Annotated in this window: 15 protein-coding genes; 7 read left to right on the top strand and 8 right to left on the bottom strand. The window is 63.0% G+C overall.

Annotation, left to right across the window (positions count from 1 at the left end; genetic code table 11):
• The first annotated feature begins 166 nt into the window (after window positions 1-166).
• A complete protein-coding gene (locus tag DM373_RS20605) occupies window positions 167-4849 on the top strand; it encodes a dermonecrotic toxin domain-containing protein (RefSeq protein ID WP_110995325.1) in 4683 nt (1560 codons plus the stop codon).
• Between the two features lie 47 nt (window positions 4850-4896).
• Here the strand turns inward: DM373_RS20605 and DM373_RS20600 are convergent, their stop codons facing one another.
• From DM373_RS20600 to gpmI, 4 genes are all read right to left on the bottom strand, one after another.
• Window positions 4897-5661 carry a divergent polysaccharide deacetylase family protein gene (locus tag DM373_RS20600; RefSeq protein ID WP_110995324.1) on the bottom strand — a complete coding sequence of 255 codons (765 nt, stop codon included), beginning with the start codon at window positions 5659-5661 and terminating at the stop codon, window positions 4897-4899.
• A gap of 9 nt (window positions 5662-5670) precedes the next feature.
• Window positions 5671-7005, bottom strand: a complete 1335-nt coding sequence (locus tag DM373_RS20595) for a S41 family peptidase (protein ID WP_110995323.1) — start codon at window positions 7003-7005, stop codon at window positions 5671-5673.
• Window positions 7006-7192: 187 nt separating this feature from the next.
• Window positions 7193-8497: a murein hydrolase activator EnvC family protein gene (locus DM373_RS20590; RefSeq protein ID WP_110995322.1), complete on the bottom strand. Its 1305-nt coding sequence runs from the start codon at window positions 8495-8497 to the stop codon at window positions 7193-7195.
• Window positions 8498-8682: 185 nt separating this feature from the next.
• Window positions 8683-10218, bottom strand: a complete 1536-nt coding sequence (gene gpmI, locus DM373_RS20585; protein ID WP_110995321.1) for a 2,3-bisphosphoglycerate-independent phosphoglycerate mutase — start codon at window positions 10216-10218, stop codon at window positions 8683-8685.
• Window positions 10219-10424: 206 nt separating this feature from the next.
• Here gpmI and DM373_RS20580 point away from each other — a divergent pair, with 206 nt between their 5' ends.
• The 3 genes from DM373_RS20580 to secB are packed head-to-tail and all read left to right on the top strand — an operon-like array spanning window position 10425 to window position 11617.
• Entirely contained in the window at window positions 10425-10838 is a 414-nt protein-coding gene (locus DM373_RS20580; protein ID WP_110995320.1) for a rhodanese-like domain-containing protein, read from the top strand.
• Window position 10839: 1 nt separating this feature from the next.
• Window positions 10840-11094 (top strand): glutaredoxin 3, encoded by a 255-nt coding sequence (gene grxC / locus DM373_RS20575; protein ID WP_110995319.1) that lies wholly within the window; start codon window positions 10840-10842, stop codon window positions 11092-11094.
• Window positions 11095-11134: 40 nt separating this feature from the next.
• A complete protein-coding gene (secB, locus tag DM373_RS20570) occupies window positions 11135-11617 on the top strand; it encodes a protein-export chaperone SecB (RefSeq protein WP_110995318.1) in 483 nt (160 codons plus the stop codon).
• Between the two features lie 146 nt (window positions 11618-11763).
• On the opposite strand, the gene trmL is transcribed toward secB, so the two are convergent.
• Complete coding sequence (gene trmL, locus DM373_RS20565) at window positions 11764-12225, bottom strand: tRNA (uridine(34)/cytosine(34)/5-carboxymethylaminomethyluridine(34)-2'-O)-methyltransferase TrmL (RefSeq protein ID WP_110995317.1); 462 nt, start codon at window positions 12223-12225, stop codon at window positions 11764-11766.
• On the opposite strand from trmL, the gene DM373_RS20560 reads away from it, so the two are divergent.
• Window positions 12224-12661 carry a hypothetical protein gene (locus tag DM373_RS20560; protein ID WP_110995316.1) on the top strand — a complete coding sequence of 146 codons (438 nt, stop codon included), beginning with the start codon at window positions 12224-12226 and terminating at the stop codon, window positions 12659-12661. The genes trmL and DM373_RS20560 overlap by 2 nt on opposite strands.
• A gap of 448 nt (window positions 12662-13109) precedes the next feature.
• Here the strand turns inward: DM373_RS20560 and ntrC are convergent, their stop codons facing one another.
• The 3 genes from ntrC to glnA all read right to left on the bottom strand — a co-directional run bounded on the left by ntrC (window position 13110) and on the right by glnA (window position 17501).
• On the bottom strand, window positions 13110-14546 hold the full coding sequence (ntrC, locus tag DM373_RS20555; protein WP_110995315.1) for a nitrogen regulation protein NR(I): 1437 nt from the start codon (window positions 14544-14546) through the stop codon (window positions 13110-13112).
• Entirely contained in the window at window positions 14543-15628 is a 1086-nt protein-coding gene (glnL, locus tag DM373_RS20550) for a nitrogen regulation protein NR(II) (RefSeq protein WP_110995314.1), read from the bottom strand. Before glnL ends, ntrC begins: the two co-directional genes overlap by 4 nt.
• 466 nt (window positions 15629-16094) lie before the next feature.
• Window positions 16095-17501 (bottom strand): type I glutamate--ammonia ligase, encoded by a 1407-nt coding sequence (glnA, locus tag DM373_RS20545; protein WP_110995313.1) that lies wholly within the window; start codon window positions 17499-17501, stop codon window positions 16095-16097.
• 568 nt (window positions 17502-18069) lie between these two features.
• Here glnA and thiI point away from each other — a divergent pair.
• A complete protein-coding gene (gene thiI, locus DM373_RS20540) occupies window positions 18070-19524 on the top strand; it encodes a tRNA uracil 4-sulfurtransferase ThiI (protein WP_110995312.1) in 1455 nt (484 codons plus the stop codon).
• Window positions 19525-19651: 127 nt separating this feature from the next.
• A complete protein-coding gene (gene typA, locus DM373_RS20535; RefSeq protein ID WP_110995311.1) occupies window positions 19652-21472 on the top strand; it encodes a translational GTPase TypA in 1821 nt (606 codons plus the stop codon).
• Window positions 21473-21588: the final 116 nt, after the last annotated feature.

Here is a 21588-nt window from a genome sequence, read left to right as displayed (position 1 = left end):
GCTGTTGCTGTGAGGCAGAGGCCCGGTTCGCAGGAATCGGGCCTCTGTCGTTTCTGGCCGGTGATCGTTCCGGTGGGCGAGCGACCTGCGCAGCATTAAGTAGTGCCTCGCGCCTTTCGCGAAATCGCACCCTCGGTGATTCATTCATCACCAAGGGTGACCTCGCATGCCAATCGAAACCAGAACCACACCGGACTACCAGCGCGCGGTGTCGCTGGCGTTCGCTGATCGCCCGACCCTGCGCCAGCTGGCCTCGCAGCAGGCCTTGCAAGTGCTTGCCGCGCATCTAGGCAGCATTGCCGCTGCCGAATTGCCGGATGCAGGCCCAGTCATCCTGGACATACCCTACGACGGGGCTGTCACTGGCCAGTACCGCCCTTATGATTCCTGGTTCTCTCGGCCACTGGTCGATGCCTTGCTCGATGCCCTGCGTCAGGGCTGCAAGCTGGAGGCGATGGGGTTGGCAGGTGGCAGTTTCTATGTCCGAGTTGCACTGCCGTACTTCATGCGCAATACCGCCGGTGAGCCGTTGGAATTCACCTCGGTAGCTGCGGACGGCGTACTGGCCGAGCTGAACCAACTGGTGTCGACGCTGCCAGAGCGGTTTCGCCAGGCCCAGGTCGACTATTGGGCGGCCGTCGGCTTCCATGGCGTCAGCCGGGATCGCTGGCTTGCGCAGGTCATCAAGTCGACCCTGTTGCAAAGCCTGCCCCTGCAGGACCTCGATGCCCAGCAACGTGACTGCGTGTTGGGGCTGCTCAAGGGTGGGGCGCAGCTACCCTTGGTGTTCAGCGTCGAGGTGCAACTGAATGATGGCGCTGACAGCGTCAACCTTCTGCAGACGCAACTGCTCGTGCGCGGCGAGTGGGACGAAGGCGAGCAGCTGCTGTGGTGCGCACCCAGCGGGGTGATCAAAGGGTTTTCCGGCTACGATGCCTTCGCCACGGCATTGCGCGATGAGTTGGCCGAGACCCAGCGTTTTACCTCGTTGACTTGGCGGCGCCATGAATGCACGGGCGACGTGTTTGCCGTGCAGTGCAGCCTGTTGCTTGAGCGCATGCTGGGCCAGGTGGATCGCTGGCAGGTTTCGACGTTCGATGATACGGCGTCGCTGGAGCAGTTCTATTCGAGCTCCAGCGACCCGGCACAGTGGTTCGTCGCGGGTTATCACGCTGCGGACGAGGCCAGCGCCTCGACGCCATTTGGGCTCTACCGCGCGCAGGCGCAAGATAAATTTGCGTTCCAGCGCGGGTTGTTCGAGCTGGCGTTGGCGCAGGCGGAGTCGCAGGGCAGCTCTGCCCTCGAGGGTGTCGAAGACCTGTACAGCTACACCGAAACGCAACTCAGGCAGCAGATGCTGTTGGATCGACCCGATGCAGCGAGCTACTGCGCCGACGACCTGCTGCTGACCCTGACCACTGCGCGAGGCGTGCCCGGAGGGGCGGGTGTGGGCCCTGGAGATGGCGTCGTCGAAACCCGCAGCATCACCCTGACCGAGTTCGCCATCGGTAACCTCAGCGGGCTGGGCGATGCGCTGATCACGAAAATCGAGCATCGCGACGGGCAACAGATCGCCCCCTGGTTGACTGTCGACTATCTGCGATCACTGGTCGAGCGCGTCGATATCGGCGGTCGCTACCCCACCTATGTGGCCGAGCAGCTCGACCCTGCCCTGCAGCCAGAGCGGGTCACCCGCTTTGCCCGCGAATGGCGCTGCTCTCTGCTGTTCAGTGCCCTCAGTGCCAAGCTGGGCGGCATGCTGAGCGAGGCAGGCCTGCAAGCAATCGTCGACTATTGTGCCGGGCGGGTAGATGCCCAGCGCCCCAGAACCACGCTGATGCCGCTGGCGTTCCAGCGCGCGGAGGATCATCCGGCCCCGGATCTGGTCATGGGCATGTTCGTGCTGCACTCGGTCGAGCCGTTTTCGTTGGTCCTTTATCGGCCGCTGTACGGCCAGCAGGCCTTGACCGAGTTTTCGGGGTTCGAGGCGCTGATGGCCGCGGTTGGCGACGATCAGGCGCTGCGCGAAAGTGTCCTGCAATGGCTCGATCCCCAGGCTCGCGCGGTATACGACCATGGCGGGTTCTACGAACCACACCTGGGGACGCCGATCGTCGATGCCTCGCTGTTACCGGCCCGGGCAGATCCGCCGACCTTGGCCCGGATGCCTTGGGTCGTGGAAGTCGACCGGCTGATGTACGACGCCAATCGCCGCTTGCTGGTTGAGTTGGCCGGGCGGCAATCGGTCTCTACTCGCCTGAGCCGCTGGGCCCTGTTACAGCGGGGCGCCTGGTTGCTGTTCGATGTGGCCACGTTGTTGTTGCGCGGGCCGATTGCCACGGTCGCCTGGCTGGCGCAGTCGGTGCTGGGGGTTGTGCACGATACGCAGGCATTCACCGAAGGCAGCGAGTTCGAGCGCAGCGCGGCGGTGGTGGATGCGCTGCTGAATCTGGGCATGGCGCTGGCCCATGTACGCTTGCCGACGGTCGACCTTGTCGGGCCGGCGCCCTTGACGAAACCACTGCCACGGCTTGCCTTGGCCGGCACTGACAGCGCGCTGGCGGTAATGCCCGTACAAAACGAGGCGTCCCAGCTGGCCGATCGTTCGAGCCAGGTGCTGGATTTCTCCTGGCGAGGCGCACAGGGGGTCAATGTGCTGACCTCCGAGCAGCGTACGTCGCTTCGCCGTCTGGCTTCGGCCGTGGAACTGACGGGTGTTTCGCCGGATGCCTCGGGGGTCTATCAGGTGCAGGGCCGGCAATGCGTCATCCTTGCCGGTGATACCTACCAGATCCAATTGCAGGGAAGCGCTGCACGCATCGTGGGGCCGCAGGATGAGCATGGGCCCTGGCTTGTCCGGGAGCAGGGAAACTGGCGCATCGATACCGCGCTGCGACTGGCGGGGGGCGGGCCTAAGAGTCGTCGGGAGCTGGCGCAAAAGAAGAACCAGAGCGATTTCGAGCAGTTGAACCAGCGCCAGAACGGGTTGCTTGCAGAACGCAACACCCTGGGTGGTTTCTTCGAGGCGAGCAAGGACAAGGCCAGGGCCAAGGAAGCGGAACTCGACCGGCTGCGCCAGCTTGCCGAGTCGATCACCGATCCGAGCCTGGCAGCGAAGTTCGATGAGCGGATTGCCAGTGTCCAGGGGGAAGTTGCCAGTGCGAAGGCGCTTTCCCTGGATGACCTCAAGAAGTTGGTGGACTGCACCATAAGGTTGGATGACGTGCTGACTTCAATGAGTGAGCAGCGCTTTGCGTCTCAGATGCTGTTTGCTGTGCTTCCCCGTCAGCGCGGCATCATACGCCATGAGTTGATCGATTACGGCGTGGGGTTCTACAACGAGACCGTGATGCAGGTGAACGAAGCCGATCTGCCTGATGTGCTCGATGGTATGGTCGCCAAGCCTGAGAGTGCAGAAGAGCTGCAGCACTATCGGTTTGCCAGGGCGCAGTTGGAAAAGGTGCTGAGCTGGCAGCTGGATCTGATCGAAGTGTCCGAGGTGCTGGATGTGCTGATCGAGAGCTTGCAGAAAGACGGTCTGGTGCTCTGGGATGCGGCGCTCGATGCGAGGGTGGAGAAGCGTGCAGTCCTGAAGTTTCTGCAAGATAGCCGCAAGGTCAGCGGTGTCGGCTTGCGCCTGCGCAGCTTGCTGGATCTTGGTGAACTGAGCCTGGGGCGTGCTGCCCCGGTGGACGAGCGGGAACTGATCCAGGCGCTGGATTATCTGGCGGGTGACGAGCTCAAGAGCGCAGGCGCCGCCCATGAAGAGTTGATCACTGCCGACGGCCTGCCATTGACCACGCAACAGCAGGTGCTGAGCAGCACCTTGGATACCTACCGGAGTACCCGGGCACGCTTGGATTATCTGGCCGAAACATCTCCCGAGCTGTTGGTAGATGCCAAGGTCGCGCAATACAAGGACGTGCTGCACAGGCTGACCAGCCAGGCCGAGCAGCTGCTGGCGCAGGTGGTGCGCGAGCTTGAGCTATCGATTCCGGCGCAGCCCAGGACGCGTTTGTATGCCCAGCGCCCTGGCACCTTGCGCATGGCGCGCACCTATGACGGGCGCAGCGTGGTGGGCGAGGAAGTCGAGGTTTCTGGCGAGCGGGTTGTCCAGCAGCATGATGTCACGGGTCAGCAGGTGCTGCGCACGTTCCGTCAGGACGGCGATACGTTCGTCGAGCAACGTCCTGCTGTGGAGCAGGAGCAAGGCACCGAGGTAACGGTCGATGCCGGTTTCGCCAGAGGGAGGGCCAGGGCCGCGTTGAAGCAGGTCGACGGTGTGATTCGCCTGGTGCGCCAGTATGCCAAGGCAGAGGACCCGTTTGGTATCCGCACCATCATCGACAATCATGTCAGCCAGCTGGAGGAGGCCGGGAAGCTGCTGAAGCGGGCTGGCATCGAAAGCGAGTTCGGCAGTCGTCTGGCCGACGACATCGAGCGCCTGGAGTCGGTGCAGCGGGACTACCTGATTTCCACTTACACCTCGACCAGCCATCCTTCGGCCGGCAGCCTCAGGTTCCTGGTTGAACAGGAGCAGGTCCGGATCACTCGGACCGTGACCCGCAAGCCACTGGAGGCCAGTGATTTTCTCGACGTGTTCGAGATTCGGCGCGTGCCTGCGCCCGGCAAGGCCAAGGGTGCGGGGTTATGGGAAGCACACTTCCATTACCCGGCCGCCGACGCGCCTGTGCGGCAGTTCAGCAAGGGGCATCTCAAACTGTGGGCGCAGCGCACGCTGGGGCGAGAGGCACAGCTGCGCGCGGCTACCAGCAGCGGTGAGCTGCTGGCCATCTATCGCGGCAATCTGCGCTGGGCGGATGTCGAGGGCCTGATTCCCTTCGAGTGAAGAGCTGGCGCGCACTTACAGCAGGCAAGTGCCTGTGCTACCGGCCTTCAGCGGTTCTGATACACGCCCTGTCGGCCATGTGCCGGCATCGCCCTGTTACTGCGTTCGGCGATCATCTGGCGCAATGGAATCAGCTCGATGCCTTGGTGTTTGAGACTGGGCATCGCGCTTTCCAGCACTTGCAGCGTCTGTGGGTAAGGATGCCCGATCAGCACCGCCGAGCCCTGCTTGCGGGCGAGCGCGATGCCTTGCTGCAACTGGGCGGCGATGGCCTCTGGCGTGCGCACGTCATCCAGAAATACATCCCGCGACACATGCGCCAGGCCGATGCGCTGGGCCTCGGCCGCCGCCACGGTGGCGGCGCTGGTGCGGCTGTCGACGAAGAACAGGTGGCGTTGCTGCAGTTCGCCCATCAGCCAGGCCATGGGTTCACGTTGTGCCGTCATGCGGCTGCCCATGTGGTTGTTGATGCCCGCGGCGTACGGCACCTTGGCCAGCGCGGCGTCCAGGCGCCGGGCCAGTTCTTCGATGGGAGTGCCGGGGTGCCAGGCATAGGGGCCGGTGGCCGGGTCCATGGGCATGTGCAGGATCACCGTCTTGCCGGCCTTGTGGGCCTGGCGGGCGAAGTCGCTGGCGTGGGGCGTGTCGGGCATGATCGCCATCGTGACCGGGCCGGGAAGGGCGAGGGTGCGCTGGTCGCGCTCGCTGCTTTGGCCGAGGTCGTCGATGATGATGCTCAGGTAGGCCTTGGCCGGGGCCGCGTGTGCGGCGCCGGCCAGCAGGCAGAACAGCAGGGACAGCAGGTAACGCATGGGGTGTGCTTATTCGCCCTTAGTGATGTTCAGGCCCTTGAGCAGGCTGAGGGCCTGGCTGAGCTGGAAGTCGTTGTCCTGCGGGCGCTCCTTGCGCTTGGCGCTGCCGGTCGGGCGGTCGGCGCCGCCGTTGCCGTTGCCCAGGTGGCCCTGCAGGTCGGCTTCCTTGAAGTTTTCGGTGTCGGTTTCGGCGGTGAGCTTGGCCGGGCGCACTTCGATGTCGGGGACGATGCCCTGGGCCTGGATCGAGCGACCGTTGGGGGTGAAGTACAGCGCGGTGGTGAGCTTGAGCGCGCGGTCGTTGGCCAGCGGCAGCACGGTCTGCACCGAGCCCTTGCCAAAGCTGTCGGTGCCCATCAGCACGGCGCGTTTCTGATCCTGCAGGGCACCGGCGACGATCTCCGAAGCCGAGGCGCTGCCGCCGTTGATCAGGACCACCAGCGGTACGCCCTCGCTGGCGTCGGCCGGGTCGGCCGAGAAGCGCAGCTCGGAGTTGGCGATGCGGCCTTTGGTATAGACGATCAGGCCTTTGGTGAGGAAGTGGTCGGCCACTTCCACCGCGGCTTGCAGCACGCCGCCGGGGTTGTTGCGCAGGTCGAGCACCACGCCGCGCAGCTTCTTGCCGTTGTCCTTGCGCAGCTTGGCCAGAGCCTTGCCCACCTCTTCGCCAGTCTTGACCTGGAACTGGGTGATGCGGATATAGCCGTAGTCGTTCTCCAGCAGCTGGCTCTTCACGCTCTTGACCTGGATCACCGCGCGGGTGAGGGTCACGTCGAACGGCGTGCCGCCGTCGCGCACCAGCGTGAGGACGATCTTCTCACCGACCTTGCCGCGCATCTTGTCGACTGCTTCGGTCATGGTCTGGCCACGGGTCGGGGCGCCGTTGATCTTGACGATCAGGTCACCGGCCTGCACACCGGCGCGGGAGGCCGGGGTGTCGTCGATCGGCGAGACGACCTTGATGAAGCCGTCTTCCTGGCCGACTTCGATCCCCAGGCCACCGAATTCGCCGCTGGTGCTCTCCTGCAGCTCCTGGAAGTCTTCAGGGCCGAGGTAGGCCGAGTGCGGGTCGAGGTTGCTGAGCATGCCCTTGATGGCGTTTTCCAGCAGGGTCTTGTCGTCGACGGGTTCTACGTACGCGGCCTTGATGCGGTCCATGACCTCGGCGAAGGTGCGCAGCTCCTCAAGCGGCAGTGGCGCCTTGGCGGTCACCTCGGTGGCCGGTACCGTGGCCGGCTTGGCGGCAGCGGCAGGCTTGGCCGGCTCGGCGGCGAGCGCCAGGGGCGCGCCGATGACCAGGGCAATGGTCAGGGCCAGCTGGGTGAGGCGAGGCGAGTGCAGCATGTCGAACGAACTCCTGATCCTGTAGGCGCCCCTTTCGGGAGCATCGGCCCGGCGTTTTCACGCGCCGCGCCGTAAAAGTAGTCGGTGCCTGGTGACCTGTGTAGCTGATTTACTTGCTCAACTTCGTTGCCATTCCTGGCAAACCCTTGGACTCGAACTCGAGCAAGGTAATCAGCCACACAGGCCACTAACCTCGGCACCATTGCGCAGGGTCGGTGGGCCGTCCCTGCTGGCGAATCGCGAAGTACAAACCGGCGCTGTCCTGGCCGCCGCTGTCGCCGACAGTGGAGATGGCTTCGCCGGCCTTGACGATGTCGCCGGCGCTCTTGAGCAGGCTCTGGTTGTGGCCGTACAGGCTCAGGTAACCATTGCCGTGGTCGAGAATGACCAGAAGCCCGGCGCCGCGCAACCAGTCGGCGAATACCACGCGTCCGCCGTGTACGGCGCGTACCTGGGTACCGGCGCTGGCGCTGATCATCACGCCATCCCACTTGGCCCGGGCATCGCTGCCGCGCATGTCACCGAAGCGTGCCAGCAGTCGACCATTGACTGGCCATGGAAGTTTTCCCCGGGCGGCGGAAAATGCACCGCCATAGCTGGCGCCGTCGCTGGAAACCACCGGGCCAAGCGTGGTGCGGGCCTTTTTCGGGGGCTCTTCCGGTTCCGCTTGCTGGTTGCGCGCGGCGGCGGCCAGTGCCTGTTCCTTGCGGCGCTTTTCTTCTTCCTGCTTGGCAAGCAGGGCGCGCTGGCGTGCTTCTTCCGCCTCGCGGGCCTGGCGTGCCAGGGTTTCCTCGATGGTCTTGAGCACTTTGCCCAGGTCGGCCTGGTCCTGCTCGCGGGACTGCAGCTTCTGATCGCGCTCTTTCATGTCGCTGTTGAGCTTGGCCAGTACCTGCTGGCGCTTGTCGCGTTCGCCGACCAGCGCCTGGCGGCGGCTGTCGAGGTCGGCGCGCTGGGTGAGCAGTTGCTCCTGCTGGCGGCCGATGTCCTGCTCGACGTTGGCCAGCTGGCGCAAGGTCTCGTTGAAGGTGCGCAGTTGTTCGGTGCGCGCCTTGCTCAGGTAGTCGTAGTAGGTGAGGGTGCGGGCGAATTTCTCGGGGTTCTGCTGGTTGAGCAGCAGCTTGAGGTATTCCTCGCGGCCGTTGTTCTGGTAGGCCGAACGGGCCTGGACGGCAATCAGGCGTTGTTGTTCAACGCGGGCGCTCTGGAGTTTTTTTTTCTCGTGATCAAGGCGCTCCAGCTCGCCCTCGGTCTTTTTTAGTTCTTGCTGCAGTGCCTCCACCTGTTTTTCCAGGTTGCCGATGTCGGTCTCGGTGGACTTGAGGTCTTTCTGCACGCCGGACTTCTCCTCCTGGAGCTTGCCCAGCATCTTCTTCAGCTCGGCAATGTCCTGGCGGGTGGCGTCCAGCTGTTGCTGGGTCTGTGCGCGCTCGTCGGCGAAAGCCGGGGCGAGCAGGCATGACAGGGCGAGTAGGAACAGGGCGCGGAGCATGGGGTTGGGCGTACCAAGGATGGAGACTGGCCTAGTATGCCCGCGCGGGCTTGCAAAAAAAACGCCTCGCGGCATGTGCAGCGAGGCGTTTGTCTGGAATTCATGCGCAAATGTGATCGCAATGCTCGTGGGAGCGGGCTTGCCCCGCGATCGCTATCGCGGGGCAAGCCCGCTCCCACGACCTGTTACAGGTCGACCAGGATTGAGGTACCGGTCATTTCTGCAGGCTTTTCCATCCCCAGCAGCTTGAGCATGGTCGGCGCCACGTCGGCCAGCACGCCGCCGTCACGCACCTTGACCTTGCGCTTGCCGACATAGATGAACGGCACGGGCTCGCTGGTATGGGCGGTGTGCGCCTGGCCGGTGCAGGCGTCTTCCATCTGTTCGACGTTACCGTGGTCGGCGGTGATCAGCGCTTCGCCGTCGACCTTTTCCAGTGCCTCGACAATGCGGCCGACACAGGTGTCCAGGGCCTCGACCGCCTTGACCGCTGCCTCGAACACGCCGGTGTGGCCGACCATGTCGCCGTTGGCATAGTTGACCACGATCACGTCAAAACGCTGCTGCTCGATGGCCTCGACGATGCGGTCGGTCACCTCGGGGGCGTTCATTTCAGGCTGCAGGTCGTAGGTGGCGACCTTCGGTGACGGGATCAGGATGCGCTCTTCGCCTTCGAACGGCTCCTCGCGGCCACCGGAGAAGAAGAAGGTGACGTGGGCGTATTTCTCGGTTTCGGCGATGCGCAGCTGGGTCTTGCCGTTCTTCGCCAGGTACTCGCCGAGCACATTGTTCAGGCTGGACGGGGCAAAGGCCGCTGGCGCCGGGATTTTCGCCGAGTACTGGGTCAGGCCGATGTAGGCGGCCAGTTTCGGCAGGCGGGCGCGGGGGAATTCGTTGAAGTCAGGCTCGACGAACACCCGCGACAGCTCGCGGGCACGGTCGGCGCGGAAGTTCATGAAGATGACGGCGTCGCCATCCTCGACCTTGACCGCTTCGCCGATGCGCGTGGCCTTGACGAACTCGTCGCTCTCGTCACGGGCGTAGGCTGCCTCGAGGCCGGCCACGGCGCTGTCGGCGGTGTATTGGGCGGTGCTGTCGACGATCAGGTCGTAGGCGGCTTGTACGCGGTCCCAGCGGTTGTCGCGGTCCATCGCGTAGTAGCGGCCGATCAGGCTGGCGATACGGCCCTTGCCCAGCTTGGCAAAGGTGGCGTCGAGCAGTTCGATGGACGACTGGGCGCTGCGCGGCGGGGTGTCGCGGCCGTCGAGGAAGGCGTGCAGGTAGATCTTCTCGGCGCCACGCTGGGCGGCCAGTTCGGCCATGGCCACCAGGTGGTCCTGGTGGCTGTGCACGCCACCGTCGGAGAGCAGGCCGAGGATATGCACGGCCTTGCCGGCACCGACAGCCTTGTCCACCGCGCCGGCGAGCACCGGGTTTTCGAAGAATTCGCCGTCGCGGATGGCTTTGGTGACCCGGGTGAAGTCCTGGTACACCACGCGGCCGGCGCCAAGGTTCATGTGACCGACTTCAGAGTTGCCCATCTGCCCGTCGGGCAGGCCCACGTCCATGCCGGACCCCGAGATCAGACCGTGCGGCTGGGTGGCGCGCAGGCGGTCGTAGACCGGTGTGTTGGCGGCGAAGATGGCGTTGTATTCGGGGCTTTCGCTGTGTCCGAAGCCATCCAGGATAATCAGGACCAAGGGTTTAGGCGTACTCGTCATCAATCAAACTCACGGTTGTTCAAAGATGATAAAGACACGCATTTTAGGGCAAATCCGCCACCGACGGCGAATATTCCTCCCCTTGTCCGACCAGCGCTGTCGGATATGCAGCATGAAGCCGGTTTTGCCGGTGGCCCAGCGGGCTTTGGCGGTCATGGGGGGCTGTGTATACTGGCCGCCATTTTCAATCGCCTGGAACACCCCCGATGGTTGCTCACCTGATTCAATTCGCGACAGATCACTTCATCCTGGTGGCGATCTTCGTCGTTCTGCTGGTCCTGCTGCTGATCAACGAAGTGCGTCGTGGTGGCCAGAGCCTGAGCAACGGCCAGCTGACCGCGCTGGTCAACGCCGACAAGGCGCTGGTCATCGATATTCGTCCTGCCAAGGAGTATTCCGCCGGGCACATCGTCGGTGCGGTGAACATCCCGCAGGACAAGCTGGTCAATCGCATGACCGAGCTGGAAAAACATAAAGAGAAGACCCTGATCGTCGTCGACGCGATGGGCCAGCAGTCCGGCACCATCTGCCGCGAACTGCTCAAGGCTGGTTACACCGCGGCCAAGCTCAGCGGTGGCGTGTCCAGCTGGAAAGCCGATAACCTGCCCCTGGTGAAGTGATATGAAGCCCGTCATCGTCTACTCCAGCGACTACTGCCCCTACTGCATGCGCGCCAAGTACCTGCTCGAGAGCAAGGGCGTGGCGTTCGAAGAGATCAAGGTCGACGGCAAGCCGCAGCTGCGCGCCGAAATGAGCCAGAAGGCCGGCCGTACTTCGGTACCGCAGATCTGGATCGGCAGTACGCACGTCGGTGGATGCGATGACCTCTATGCCCTGGAGCGCGCGGGCAAGCTCGACGCGCTGCTGGCGGCCTGACTTTGCACTGCATTCGAAAACATTAGGATAAGGATCTGCCATGACTGACCAACAGACCAACGGCGCGGCTGCAGACAACAGCCCACAGTTCTCCCTGCAGCGCATCTACGTGCGCGATCTGTCGTTCGAGGCTCCGAAGAGCCCGCAGATCTTCCGTCAGCAGTGGGAGCCGAATGTCTCGCTGGACCTGAACACCCGCCAGAAAGCCCTGGAAGGCGACTTCCATGAAGTGGTGCTGACCCTGTCGGTCACTGTGAAGAACGGTGAAGAAGTGGCGTTCATCGCCGAAGTGCAACAGGCCGGCATCTTCCTGATCGCAGGCCTCGACGCGGCCTCGATGAGCCACACCCTCGGCGCGTTCTGCCCGAACATCCTGTTCCCGTACGCCCGTGAGACCCTGGACAGCCTGGTGACCCGTGGCTCGTTCCCGGCGCTGATGCTGTCGCCGGTCAACTTCGACGCCCTGTACGCGCAAGAAATGCAGCGCATGCAGGAAGCCGGTGAAGTGCCGACCATGCAGTAATTGCAGCGGTCATGAAAAAGGGCGACTTCGGTCGCCCTTTTTTGTTTGCCTGCACTGGCCTCTTCGCGGGTAAACCCGCTCCCACCGGTTATAGCTCCACCTGTGGGAGCGGGTTTACCCGCGAAGAGGCCAGTTCAGGTGAAGCATCAACTGCCGGCAAACCCGTTCTGCCGCCACGCCTCGTACACCGTCACCGCCACGGTGTTGGACAGGTTCAAACTGCGGCACCCCGGCCGCATCGGCAAACGCAGGCGCTGCTTCGCCGGCAGGCTTTCCAGTACCTCGGCCGGCAGGCCGCGGCTCTCGGGGCCGAACAGGAAGGCATCGCCCGGTTGATAGGCAACTTCGTGGAACGGGTGCGAGCCTTTGGTGGTGAAGGCGAACAGCCGCGGGTTGCCCAGGCTTTCCAGGCATCCGGCCAGGCTTTCGTGGCGCTTGAGCGTGGCATACTCGTGGTAATCCAGCCCGGCGCGGCGCAGGCGCTTGTCGTCCAGTTCGAAGCTGATCGGTTCGATCAGGTGCAGGGCGCAGCCGCTGTTGGCGCACAGGCGGATGATGTTGCCGGTATTCGGCGGAATTTCAGGTTGAAAGAGGATGACGTGAAACATGCACGGCTCCAAGCGTGAAGATGACGGGCATTCTACCCCTGAACCCGATGTGCGTTCGAAGGCGTTCCCGAAGATGATCCTGTCGCTGGCCATCGTCGGCTTGATGGTGGGCCTGATGATCGGCCGCCTGACTGCCCCGGACGAGCGGGTGCTGCAGCAGGTCGAGGTGGTGCAGGATGGCCTGGACCTGTGGTTCAACGAAGAACCCCAGCTGCATGGCGAGAACGTCGAAGGCACCGTGGCGCTGGCGTTCCAGGCCGAGGGCAAGGCCCAGCGCGGCCAGTTGCTTTTGCAGGGCAAACCGGTGGGTTGGCGGGTGCAGAAGGGCAAGGAAGGCTTGCTGCTGACGCTGATCGCCGCGCGCCCCCTGCAAGGGGAATGGTCAGGTGCTGAGGACGACGGGCGCTGGAAGGTGCAGGTGAGGCTGCACGAATAAAAGAGGGGATTTCCCGGCCTGCCTGTACCGAGGTCCCCAAAGCGGGTTGCCGTGGCGAATAAAAGGGGGATTTCCCGGCCTGCCTGTACCAGGGTCCCCGAAACGGTGTTGCTGCTGCGAATAAAAGAGGGGCTATCCCGGCCTGCCTGTACCGAGGCCCCCGAAACTGGAGTTGCAGTAGTTATTGCAGGGGGCGTGCCAGTTTTGAAATGCCCGGAAATACTGGGCTTCAGGGCGAATTGGCCGGGTTTCGAGGGGATTTGTGCCTTTATCGGGTGCGCCGGGCACAGGATCGGTGCAACAGGCCAGAAATAGCTGGGGCCGCTTTGCGGCCCTTTCGCGGCACGAGGCCGCTCCTACAGACGATTGCGTTCTTTCTGTAGGAGCGGCCTAGTGCCGCGAAAGGGCTGCGAAGCAGCCCCAGAAATCTAACAGGTGACCCGAAAGATCAGTGGTCTTCACCCTCGTCTTCGTCTCCACCATCGACCTTCATCCCCAACTCCTTGATCTTGCGCGTCAGGGTATTGCGCCCCCAGCCCAGCAAGACCGCTGCATCACGACGCCGCCCGGCGGTGTGCTTGAGCGCGGTCTCGATCATGATCCGCTCGAAGCTGGGCACGGCGCTGTCCAGCAGGCTCGACTGGCCTCGGGCCAGGGCCTGGTCAGCCCACTGGCGCAGGGCCTGCTCCCAGTTGGTCACCGGCGCTGCGTCCTGCGGCAGGTTGAGCAACTCCGGCGGCAGGTCGCCGATCAGCACCTCGCGGCTGGAGGCCATCACGGTGATCCAGCGGCAAGTGTTTTCCAGCTGGCGGACGTTGCCCGGCCACGGCAGGTTGCGGATGAACTCTTCGGTTTCCGGCTTGAGCAGCTTGGGCTCGACCGCCAGCTCCTGGGCGGCGCGGCCGAGGAAGTGGCGGGCCAGGGTCGGGATGTCTTCGCGGCGGTCGGACAGGCGCGGGATATGGATGCGGATCACATTGAGGCGGTGGAACAGGTCTTCGCGAAACTTGCCGGCCTGTACCAAGGTTTCCAGGTTCTGGTGGGTCGCGGCGATGATGCGCACATCGACCTTCACCGGCACGTGGCCACCGACCCGGTAGAACTCGCCGTCGGCCAGAACGCGCAACAGGCGGGTCTGGGTGTCGGCGGGCATGTCGCCGATTTCGTCGAGGAACAGCGTGCCGCCGTCGGCCTGCTCGAAGCGGCCACGGCGCAGGTTGGCGGCGCCGGTGAACGCGCCTTTTTCATGGCCGAACAGCTCGGACTCCATCAGGTCCTTGGGGATCGCCGCCATGTTCAGGGCGATGAACGGCGCAGCCGCGCGCGGGCTGTGGCGGTGCAGGGCATGGGCCACCAGCTCTTTGCCGGTACCCGATTCGCCGTTGATCAGCACGGTGATGTTGGAGTGGCTCAGGCGGCCGATGGCGCGGAACACCTCCTGCATCGCCGGTGCTTCACCAATGATCTCGGGGGTGCGGGCCAGTGCCTGGGGCACCTCCAGCGCTTGCTGTTCCTGAGCGTGCTGGTTGGCGCGCTTGACCAGCGACACCGCCTCGTCGACGTCGAACGGCTTGGGCAGGTATTCGAAGGCACCGCCCTGGTAGGAGGCCACGGCACTGTCCAGGTCGGAGTGCGCGGTCATGATGATGACCGGCAGGCCCGGATGCTGGTCGCGAATCTGTGCCAGCAGGTCGAGGCCGCTGGCACCGGGCATGCGGATATCGGAAATGATCACATCAGGCTGCTGGCGTGCCAGGCGGCCCATCACGCCATCGGCGCTGTCGAAGCTCTGGGTGGTCATGCCCTCCTGCTGCAGGGCTTTCTCCAGGACCCAGCGGATGGAGCGATCATCATCGACGATCCAGACGGTTTCACTTCGGCTCATGAGGCGGTGGCTCCTTGTTCCAGGGGCAGGTAGATCGAGAAGGTGGTGTGGCCGGGGTGGCTTTCACACTCGATCAGGCCCTGGTGCTGGCTGATGATGTTCTGGGTAATGGCAAGGCCCAGCCCGGTACCGTCCGGGCGGCCGCTGACCATGGGGTAGAAGAGGGTGTCCTGCAGTTCTGCGGGGATGCCCGGGCCGTTGTCGACGATCTCGACCCGGGCCACCAGGCGATGCCGCACGTGGGCGATGGTGAACTGGCGTACGGCGCGGCTGCGCAGGGTGATGCGGCCCAGGCGCAGCTCGTTCTGCCCGCCAATGGCCTGCATGGCATTGCGTACGATGTTGAGCACGGCCTGGATCATCTGCTCGCGGTCGATCAGCACGTCCGGCAGGCTCGGGTCGTAGTCGCGCACCAGGGTGATGCCGCCCTGGCTTTCCGCCTCCACCAGGCTGCACACGCGCTCCAGCACTTCGTGGATGTTGGTCATCGACAGCGACGGCAGCTTGTTCGAGCCGAGCATGCGGTCGACCAGGTTACGCAGCCGGTCGGCCTCCTCGATGATCACGTTGGTGTAGTCGCGCAGGCCATCGTTGGGCAGTTCGCGGGCCAGCAGCTGCGCCGCGCCGCGAATGCCGCCCAGCGGGTTCTTGATTTCGTGGGCCAGGCCGCGCACCAGCATCTTGGTGGTTTCCTGCTTGCTCAGCTGGGCCTCTTCCTTGGTGATGCGCAGCAGGCGGTCACGCGGGTGCACTTCGAGCAGCAACAGGGTATTGCCCTGGTGCAGGATCGGCGTGACGGCGTAGTCGACGGTGATGCTCTGGCCGGTCAGCGAGGTCAACTGGGCTTCGCGCTTGGTGAACGGATGCGCCTGCTCCACCGCCTGGCGCAGCGAGTTGAGTGCCTCGGTCGATTCGGTGAACAGCTCGCTGATGAACTGCCCATGGCTGCGCTGGCCACTGACGGCCAGGAGCATTTCCGCCGCCGGGTTCATGTACTCAAGGCGCAGCTCGGCGTTGAGCAGGAGCGTGGCCGTGGTCAGGTTGTCCAGAAGCAGACGGTGCTGTGCATCGCTGATGGTCATAAGGCGTCGTTGACCTCTGTTGGCACTCTTTTGGCGCCCCGGCAAGGCCCAGGGCGCGCACGGATGACGTGCTGGATGCGGTGAAAATGCAAGAACCAAACCAAGGCTCTGAAAAGAAGCGGAAATGGCGCATAAAAGCCTGTATTCGCGCTAATTCAGGACATAAAGCCCTGGTTAACCGATTCATGTGAACCAAAGTGGGGTGCATGCTGGGGCATCAGGCCTGGCGATGCACCAATATGGAGCATAGGGCGCTCGTCAGGTTTTGCACAGCTGGCTGCTGGCGCAAACCTAGGCAAGGTGCTGCTCGATGGCATCGAGCAGGAAGTCGAGAATTGAAGTGGGCGGTGGCGGTGTGCTGCAGTCCGACAGTGCGAGGCAGCAGGTCGATGAGGGCGATGCAGAAATGGAAACGGCCTCCCTGAGGAGGCCGTCCTGATGTCACCGACGCGGGGCGTCGATCAGATCAGCAGCTGTAGTACAGCTCGTATTCCAGCGGGTGCACGAAGGTACGGACCTTGATCTCTTCTTCCGATTTCAGCTCGATGTAGGCATCGATGAAGTCGTCGGAGAACACGCCGCCCTTGGTCAGGAACGCACGGCCCTTGTCCAGCTCTTCCAGGGCTTCTTTCAGGCTGCCGCACACCTGTGGGATCTCTTTCGCCTCTTCAGGCGGCAGGTCGTACAGGTTCTTGTCGGCGGCGTCGCCTGGGTGGATCTTGTTCTGGATACCGTCCAGGCCGGCCATCAGCAGGGCGGCGAAGCACAGGTACGGGTTGGCCGCCGGGTCCGGGAAGCGCGCTTCGATGCGGCGGGCTTTCGGGCTGGAAACGTAAGGGATACGGATCGAGGCGGAGCGGTTGCGAGCCGAGTAGGCGAGCATTACTGGGGCTTCGAAGCCAGGTACCAGACGCTTGTAGGAGTTGGTGGCCGGGTTGGTGAAGCCGTTCAGGGCCTTACCGTGCTTGATGATGCCGCCGATGAAGTACAGGGCGGTGTCGGACAGGCCGGCATAGCCTTCGCCGGCGAAGGTGTTCTTGCCGTCTTTCCAGATCGACATGTGCACGTGCATGCCCGAGCCGTTGTCGCCGTACAGTGGCTTAGGCATGAAGGTAGCGGTGCGGCCGTAGGCGTCGGCAACGTTGTGCACGACGTACTTCAGCGCTTGAACTTCGTCGGCCTTCTTCACCAGGGTGTTGAACTTGACGCCGATTTCGTTCTGGCCGGCAGTCGCCACTTCGTGGTGGTGAACTTCGACGGTCTGGCCCATCTCTTCCAGTGCGTTGCACATGGCGGTACGGATTTCGTGGTCGTGGTCGAACGGCGGAACCGGGAAGTAGCCGCCTTTGACGCCTGGACGGTGGCCTTTGTTGCCGCCTTCCACGTCCTGGTCGGACATCCACGAGCCTTGCTCGGAGTAGATCTTGAACATCGAGCCGGAGATGTCGGACTTGAACTTCACTTCGTCGAAGATGAAGAACTCAGGCTCTGGGCCGGCGAACACGGTGTCGCCGATCAGCGTGGCTTTGAGGTGCTCTTCGGCGCGACGGGCGATGGCGCGTGGGTCGCGGTCATAGCCCTGCATGCTGGCAGGGTCGATGATGTCGCAGGTGAGGATCAGGGTCGGCTCTTCGGTGAACGGGTCCAGCACGGCGGTGGAGTCGTCCGGCAGCAGGATCATGTCGGAGGCTTCGATGCCTTTCCAGCCAGCGATGGAGGAACCGTCGAACATCTTGCCGGTTTCGAAGAAGTCTTCGTCCAGGCCATCACGCGCCGGCATGGTCACGTGGTGCTGAGTACCTTTGGTGTCCGTGAAACGCAGATCAATCCACTTGACGTCATGATCTTTGATGAGTTGAACCGACTTCGACATGTTGTCCTCCGGATGGTCTAGAGCGCGGTGGGCCGCTGCTCTGGAAAAAGGGTGTTGCCAGGCGCGGATAGTCGGCCAAGCGTACCTGCCTCACAAGAGAGCAAATTGCATGCCAGTGCCCGAAAATGGCGAGCTGCAGACAAAAAGCGGCGTTGGCGGGCATAAAGGGTAGCCGCGGGAGAAAATCGTGCACGCATTGGGGGCGGTCGGAAGGCTGAATGCACCATGGTGGTGCACAGAGAGCCGTGCAATGCGTTATATAGGCCCATCGCTACCTGGAGGGCGCCACGGTCTTTGTAGGAGCGGCCTTGTGCCGCGAAAGGGCCGCAAGGCGGCCCCGGCAATCTATGTAGTGACACCGGGGCTGCTGCGCAGCCCTTTCGCGGCACAAGGCCGCTCCTACAGCGGGCGTGCAAGTGCACTGTGTGGGAGCCGGCTTGCCGGCGAAGAGGCCGGTGCTACCAAGATAAATCCAACCTTCTGTACAAAAGTTGGTCAAAACCTGAGCAATTTCCGATATAATTCGCGCCCCTCATTTTCGGCAGGCCCTGCGCGCGCTGTTAAACCAATGAAACTTATCGTCAAAGTCTTCCCAGAAATCACCATCAAGAGCCGACCGGTGCGCAAGCGCTTCATCCGTCAGCTCAGCAAGAACATCCGCAACGTGCTCAAGGACCTCGATCCTGAGCTCGCGGTCGATGGTGTCTGGGACAATCTCGAGGTGGTCACCCGCATCGAGGACGAAAAGATCCAGCGCGAAATGATCGAGCGCCTGCGCTGCACCCCGGGCATCACCCACTTCCTGCAGGTGCAGGAGTACCCGCTGGGCGACTTCGACGACATCGTCGAGAAGTGCAAGCAGCACTTCGGTCACCTGCTGGCCGGCAAGTACTTCGCCGTGCGCTGCAAGCGTGGCGGCCACCACGACTTCACCTCGATGGACGTCGACCGCTATGTCGGCAGCCAGCTGCGCCAGCAATGCGGCGCTGCCGGCATCGAGCTGAAGAAGCCCGAAGTGCTGGTGCGCATCGAGATCCGCGACCAGCGCCTGTACGTGATCCACAACCAGCACAACGGCATCGGCGGCTACCCGCTGGGCGCCCTGGAGCAGACCCTGGTGCTGATGTCCGGTGGCTTCGACTCCACCGTGGCGGCCTACCAGATGATGCGCCGTGGCCTGATGACGCACTTCTGCTTCTTCAACCTGGGCGGGCGCGCCCACGAGCTGGGCGTGATGGAAGTGGCGCACTTCCTGTGGAAGAAGTACGGCAGCAGCCAGCGCGTGCTGTTCATCAGCGTGCCGTTCGAGGAAGTGGTCGGCGAAATCCTCAACAAGGTCGACAACAGCTACATGGGCGTGACCCTCAAGCGCATGATGCTGCGCGGTGCCGCGCACATGGCCGAGCGCCTGCAGATCGACGCGCTGGTCACCGGCGAGGCGATCTCGCAAGTGTCCAGCCAGACCCTGCCGAACCTGTCGATCATCGACTCGGCCACCGACAAGCTGGTGCTGCGCCCGCTGCTGGCCAGCCACAAGCAGGACATCATCGACCAGGCCACCGAAATCGGCACCGCCGACTTCGCCAAGCACATGCCCGAGTACTGCGGCGTGATTTCGGTGAACCCGACCACGCATGCCAAGCGTCACCGCATGGAGCACGAAGAAAAGCAGTTCGACATGGCGGTGCTCGAGCGTGCCCTGGAGCGCGCCAAGTTCATCTCCATCGACCACGTGATCGACGAGTTGGGCAAGGACATCGAGATCGAGGAAGTGGCCGAGGCACTGCCGGGCCAGATCATCATCGACATTCGTCACCCCGACGCCCAGGAAGACGAACCTCTGGCACTGGACGGTATCGAAGTCCAGGCCATGCCGTTCTACGCGATCAACAGCAAGTTCAAGCACCTAGACCCCACGCGCCAGTACCTGCTGTATTGCGACAAAGGTGTGATGAGCCGTTTGCACGCACACCACCTGCTCAGTGAGGGACATGCCAATGTGCGTGTTTATCGTCCGACATAAGACCCCAGGGCTGTATGGCGGCAGTATCCGCCATCGCCCTCCCGACCATCGGGCCCGCTGAGCCTCAAAGCGTACATATTCGCCGCCTACACTGGCGGCAACCGAATCCTCTGATCGAGATACAGTTGTGATCGAAAATCTGCGTAACATCGCCATCATCGCCCACGTTGACCATGGTAAAACCACCCTGGTCGACAAACTCCTGCGTCAGTCCGGCACCCTGGAGCGTAACGAGCTCAACGACGAGCGCGTCATGGACTCCAACGACCAGGAAAAAGAGCGCGGCATTACCATTCTGGCGAAGAACACCGCCATCAACTGGAACGGCTACCACATCAACATCGTCGACACCCCCGGCCACGCCGACTTCGGTGGCGAGGTTGAGCGTGTAATGTCGATGGTCGACTCCGTGCTGCTGCTGGTCGACGCCCAGGACGGCCCGATGCCGCAAACCCGCTTCGTGACCAAGAAGGCTTTCGAAGCTGGCCTGAAGCCAATCGTCGTGATCAACAAGGTCGACCGTCCGGGCGCGCGTCCTGACTGGGTTCTGGACCAGATCTTCGACCTGTTCGACAACCTCGGTGCCACCGACGAACAGCTGGACTTCAAAGTCGTCTACGCCTCGGCCCTGAACGGCATCGCCGGTCTGGACCACACCGCCATGGGCGAAGACATGACCGCCCTGTACCAGTCGATCGTCGACAACGTACCGGCGCCGGACGTTGACCGTGACGGCTCGTTCCAGATGCAGATCTCGGCTCTGGACTACAACAGCTTCCTCGGCGTTATCGGTGTTGGCCGTATCGCCCGTGGTCGCGTCAAGCCGAACACCCCGGTTGTCGCCATCGACACCAACGGCAAGAAGCGTAACGGCCGTATCCTGAAGCTGATGGGCCACCACGGCCTGCACCGCGTCGACGTCGAAGAAGCCCAGGCTGGCGACATCGTCTGCATCAGCGGTTTCGACGAGCTGTTCATCTCCGACACCCTGTGCGCCCCGGACGCGGTAGAGGCGATGAAGCCGCTGACCGTCGACGAGCCGACCGTTTCGATGACCTTCCAGGTCAACGACTCGCCGTTCTGCGGTAAAGAAGGCAAGTTCGTCACCAGCCGTAACATCAAGGACCGTCTGGACAAAGAACTGCTGTACAACGTTGCCCTGCGCGTCCAGGAAACCGACTCCCCAGACAAGTTCAAGGTCTCGGGCCGTGGTGAGCTGCACCTGTCGGTACTGATCGAAACCATGCGTCGTGAAGGCTTCGAGATGGCCGTAGGCCGTCCTGAAGTGATCATCCGCGAAGTCGACGGCGTCAAGCAGGAACCGTTCGAGAACGTCACCATCGACATCCCTGAAGAAGCCCAGGGCAAGGTCATGGAAGAGATGGGCCTGCGTAAGGGCGACCTGACCAACATGGTGCCGGATGGCAAGGGCCGTGTACGCCTGGAATACAACATTCCAGCCCGTGGTCTGATCGGTTTCCGTAACCAGTTCCTGACCCTGACCAACGGTGCAGGCATCCTGACCTCGATCTTCGATCGCTACGACACCATGAAGTCCGGCCAGATGTCCGGCCGCCTGAACGGTGTACTGGTTTCGGTCGAGACCGGCAAGGCACTGACCTACTCGCTGGAAACCCTGCAGGCGCGCGGCAAGCTGTTCGTCGAGCACGGCCAGGAGATCTACAACGGTCAGATCATCGGCCTGAACAGCCGTGACAACGACCTGGGCGTGAACCCGACCAAAGGCAAGAAGCTCGACAACATGCGTGCTTCGGGCAAAGACGAAGTCATCGCCCTGGTGCCGCCGGTTCGCCACACCCTGGAACAGGCCCTGGAATTCATCCAGGACGACGAGCTGTGCGAAGTCACGCCGAAGTCGATCCGTCTGCGCAAGAAGATCCTGGACGAAGGCGAGCGTACCCGCGCTGCCAAGAAAGCCAAGAACTGAGTTAGCTCAGGCGCAATGAAAACGCCCCCGGTCGAAAGGCCGGGGGCGTTTTTGTTTGCCTTGAGATTTTGGGGCCGCTTTGCGGCCCTTTCGCGGCACAAGGCCGCTCCTACAGG

Origin of the sequence: Pseudomonas sichuanensis (genome assembly GCF_003231305.1) — a bacterium.
GTDB lineage: Bacteria > Pseudomonadota > Gammaproteobacteria > Pseudomonadales > Pseudomonadaceae > Aquipseudomonas > Aquipseudomonas sichuanensis.
The sequence above is the reverse complement of the archived record's forward strand: the minus strand, read 5'-3'. Positions and strand labels throughout refer to the sequence as shown.

What these genes read in the sequence shown, in the direction of transcription:
- gpmI (WP_110995321.1), bottom strand. Translation starts at nt 10,218, where the DNA reads ATGACGAGTACGCCTAAACCCTTGGTCCTGATTATCCTGGATGGCTTC.
- DM373_RS20595 (WP_110995323.1), bottom strand. Translation starts at nt 7,005, where the DNA reads ATGCTGCACTCGCCTCGCCTCACCCAGCTGGCCCTGACCATTGCCCTG.
- DM373_RS20560 (WP_110995316.1), top strand. Translation starts at nt 12,224, where the DNA reads ATGCACGGCTCCAAGCGTGAAGATGACGGGCATTCTACCCCTGAACCC.
- DM373_RS20605 (WP_110995325.1), top strand. Translation starts at nt 167, where the DNA reads ATGCCAATCGAAACCAGAACCACACCGGACTACCAGCGCGCGGTGTCG.
- secB (WP_110995318.1), top strand. Translation starts at nt 11,135, where the DNA reads ATGACTGACCAACAGACCAACGGCGCGGCTGCAGACAACAGCCCACAG.
- glnA (WP_110995313.1), bottom strand. Translation starts at nt 17,501, where the DNA reads ATGTCGAAGTCGGTTCAACTCATCAAAGATCATGACGTCAAGTGGATT.
- DM373_RS20600 (WP_110995324.1), bottom strand. Translation starts at nt 5,661, where the DNA reads ATGCGTTACCTGCTGTCCCTGCTGTTCTGCCTGCTGGCCGGCGCCGCA.
- trmL (WP_110995317.1), bottom strand. Translation starts at nt 12,225, where the DNA reads ATGTTTCACGTCATCCTCTTTCAACCTGAAATTCCGCCGAATACCGGC.
- ntrC (WP_110995315.1), bottom strand. Translation starts at nt 14,546, where the DNA reads ATGAGCCGAAGTGAAACCGTCTGGATCGTCGATGATGATCGCTCCATC.
- DM373_RS20580 (WP_110995320.1), top strand. Translation starts at nt 10,425, where the DNA reads ATGGTTGCTCACCTGATTCAATTCGCGACAGATCACTTCATCCTGGTG.
- thiI (WP_110995312.1), top strand. Translation starts at nt 18,070, where the DNA reads ATGAAACTTATCGTCAAAGTCTTCCCAGAAATCACCATCAAGAGCCGA.
- DM373_RS20590 (WP_110995322.1), bottom strand. Translation starts at nt 8,497, where the DNA reads ATGCTCCGCGCCCTGTTCCTACTCGCCCTGTCATGCCTGCTCGCCCCG.
- glnL (WP_110995314.1), bottom strand. Translation starts at nt 15,628, where the DNA reads ATGACCATCAGCGATGCACAGCACCGTCTGCTTCTGGACAACCTGACC.
- grxC (WP_110995319.1), top strand. Translation starts at nt 10,840, where the DNA reads ATGAAGCCCGTCATCGTCTACTCCAGCGACTACTGCCCCTACTGCATG.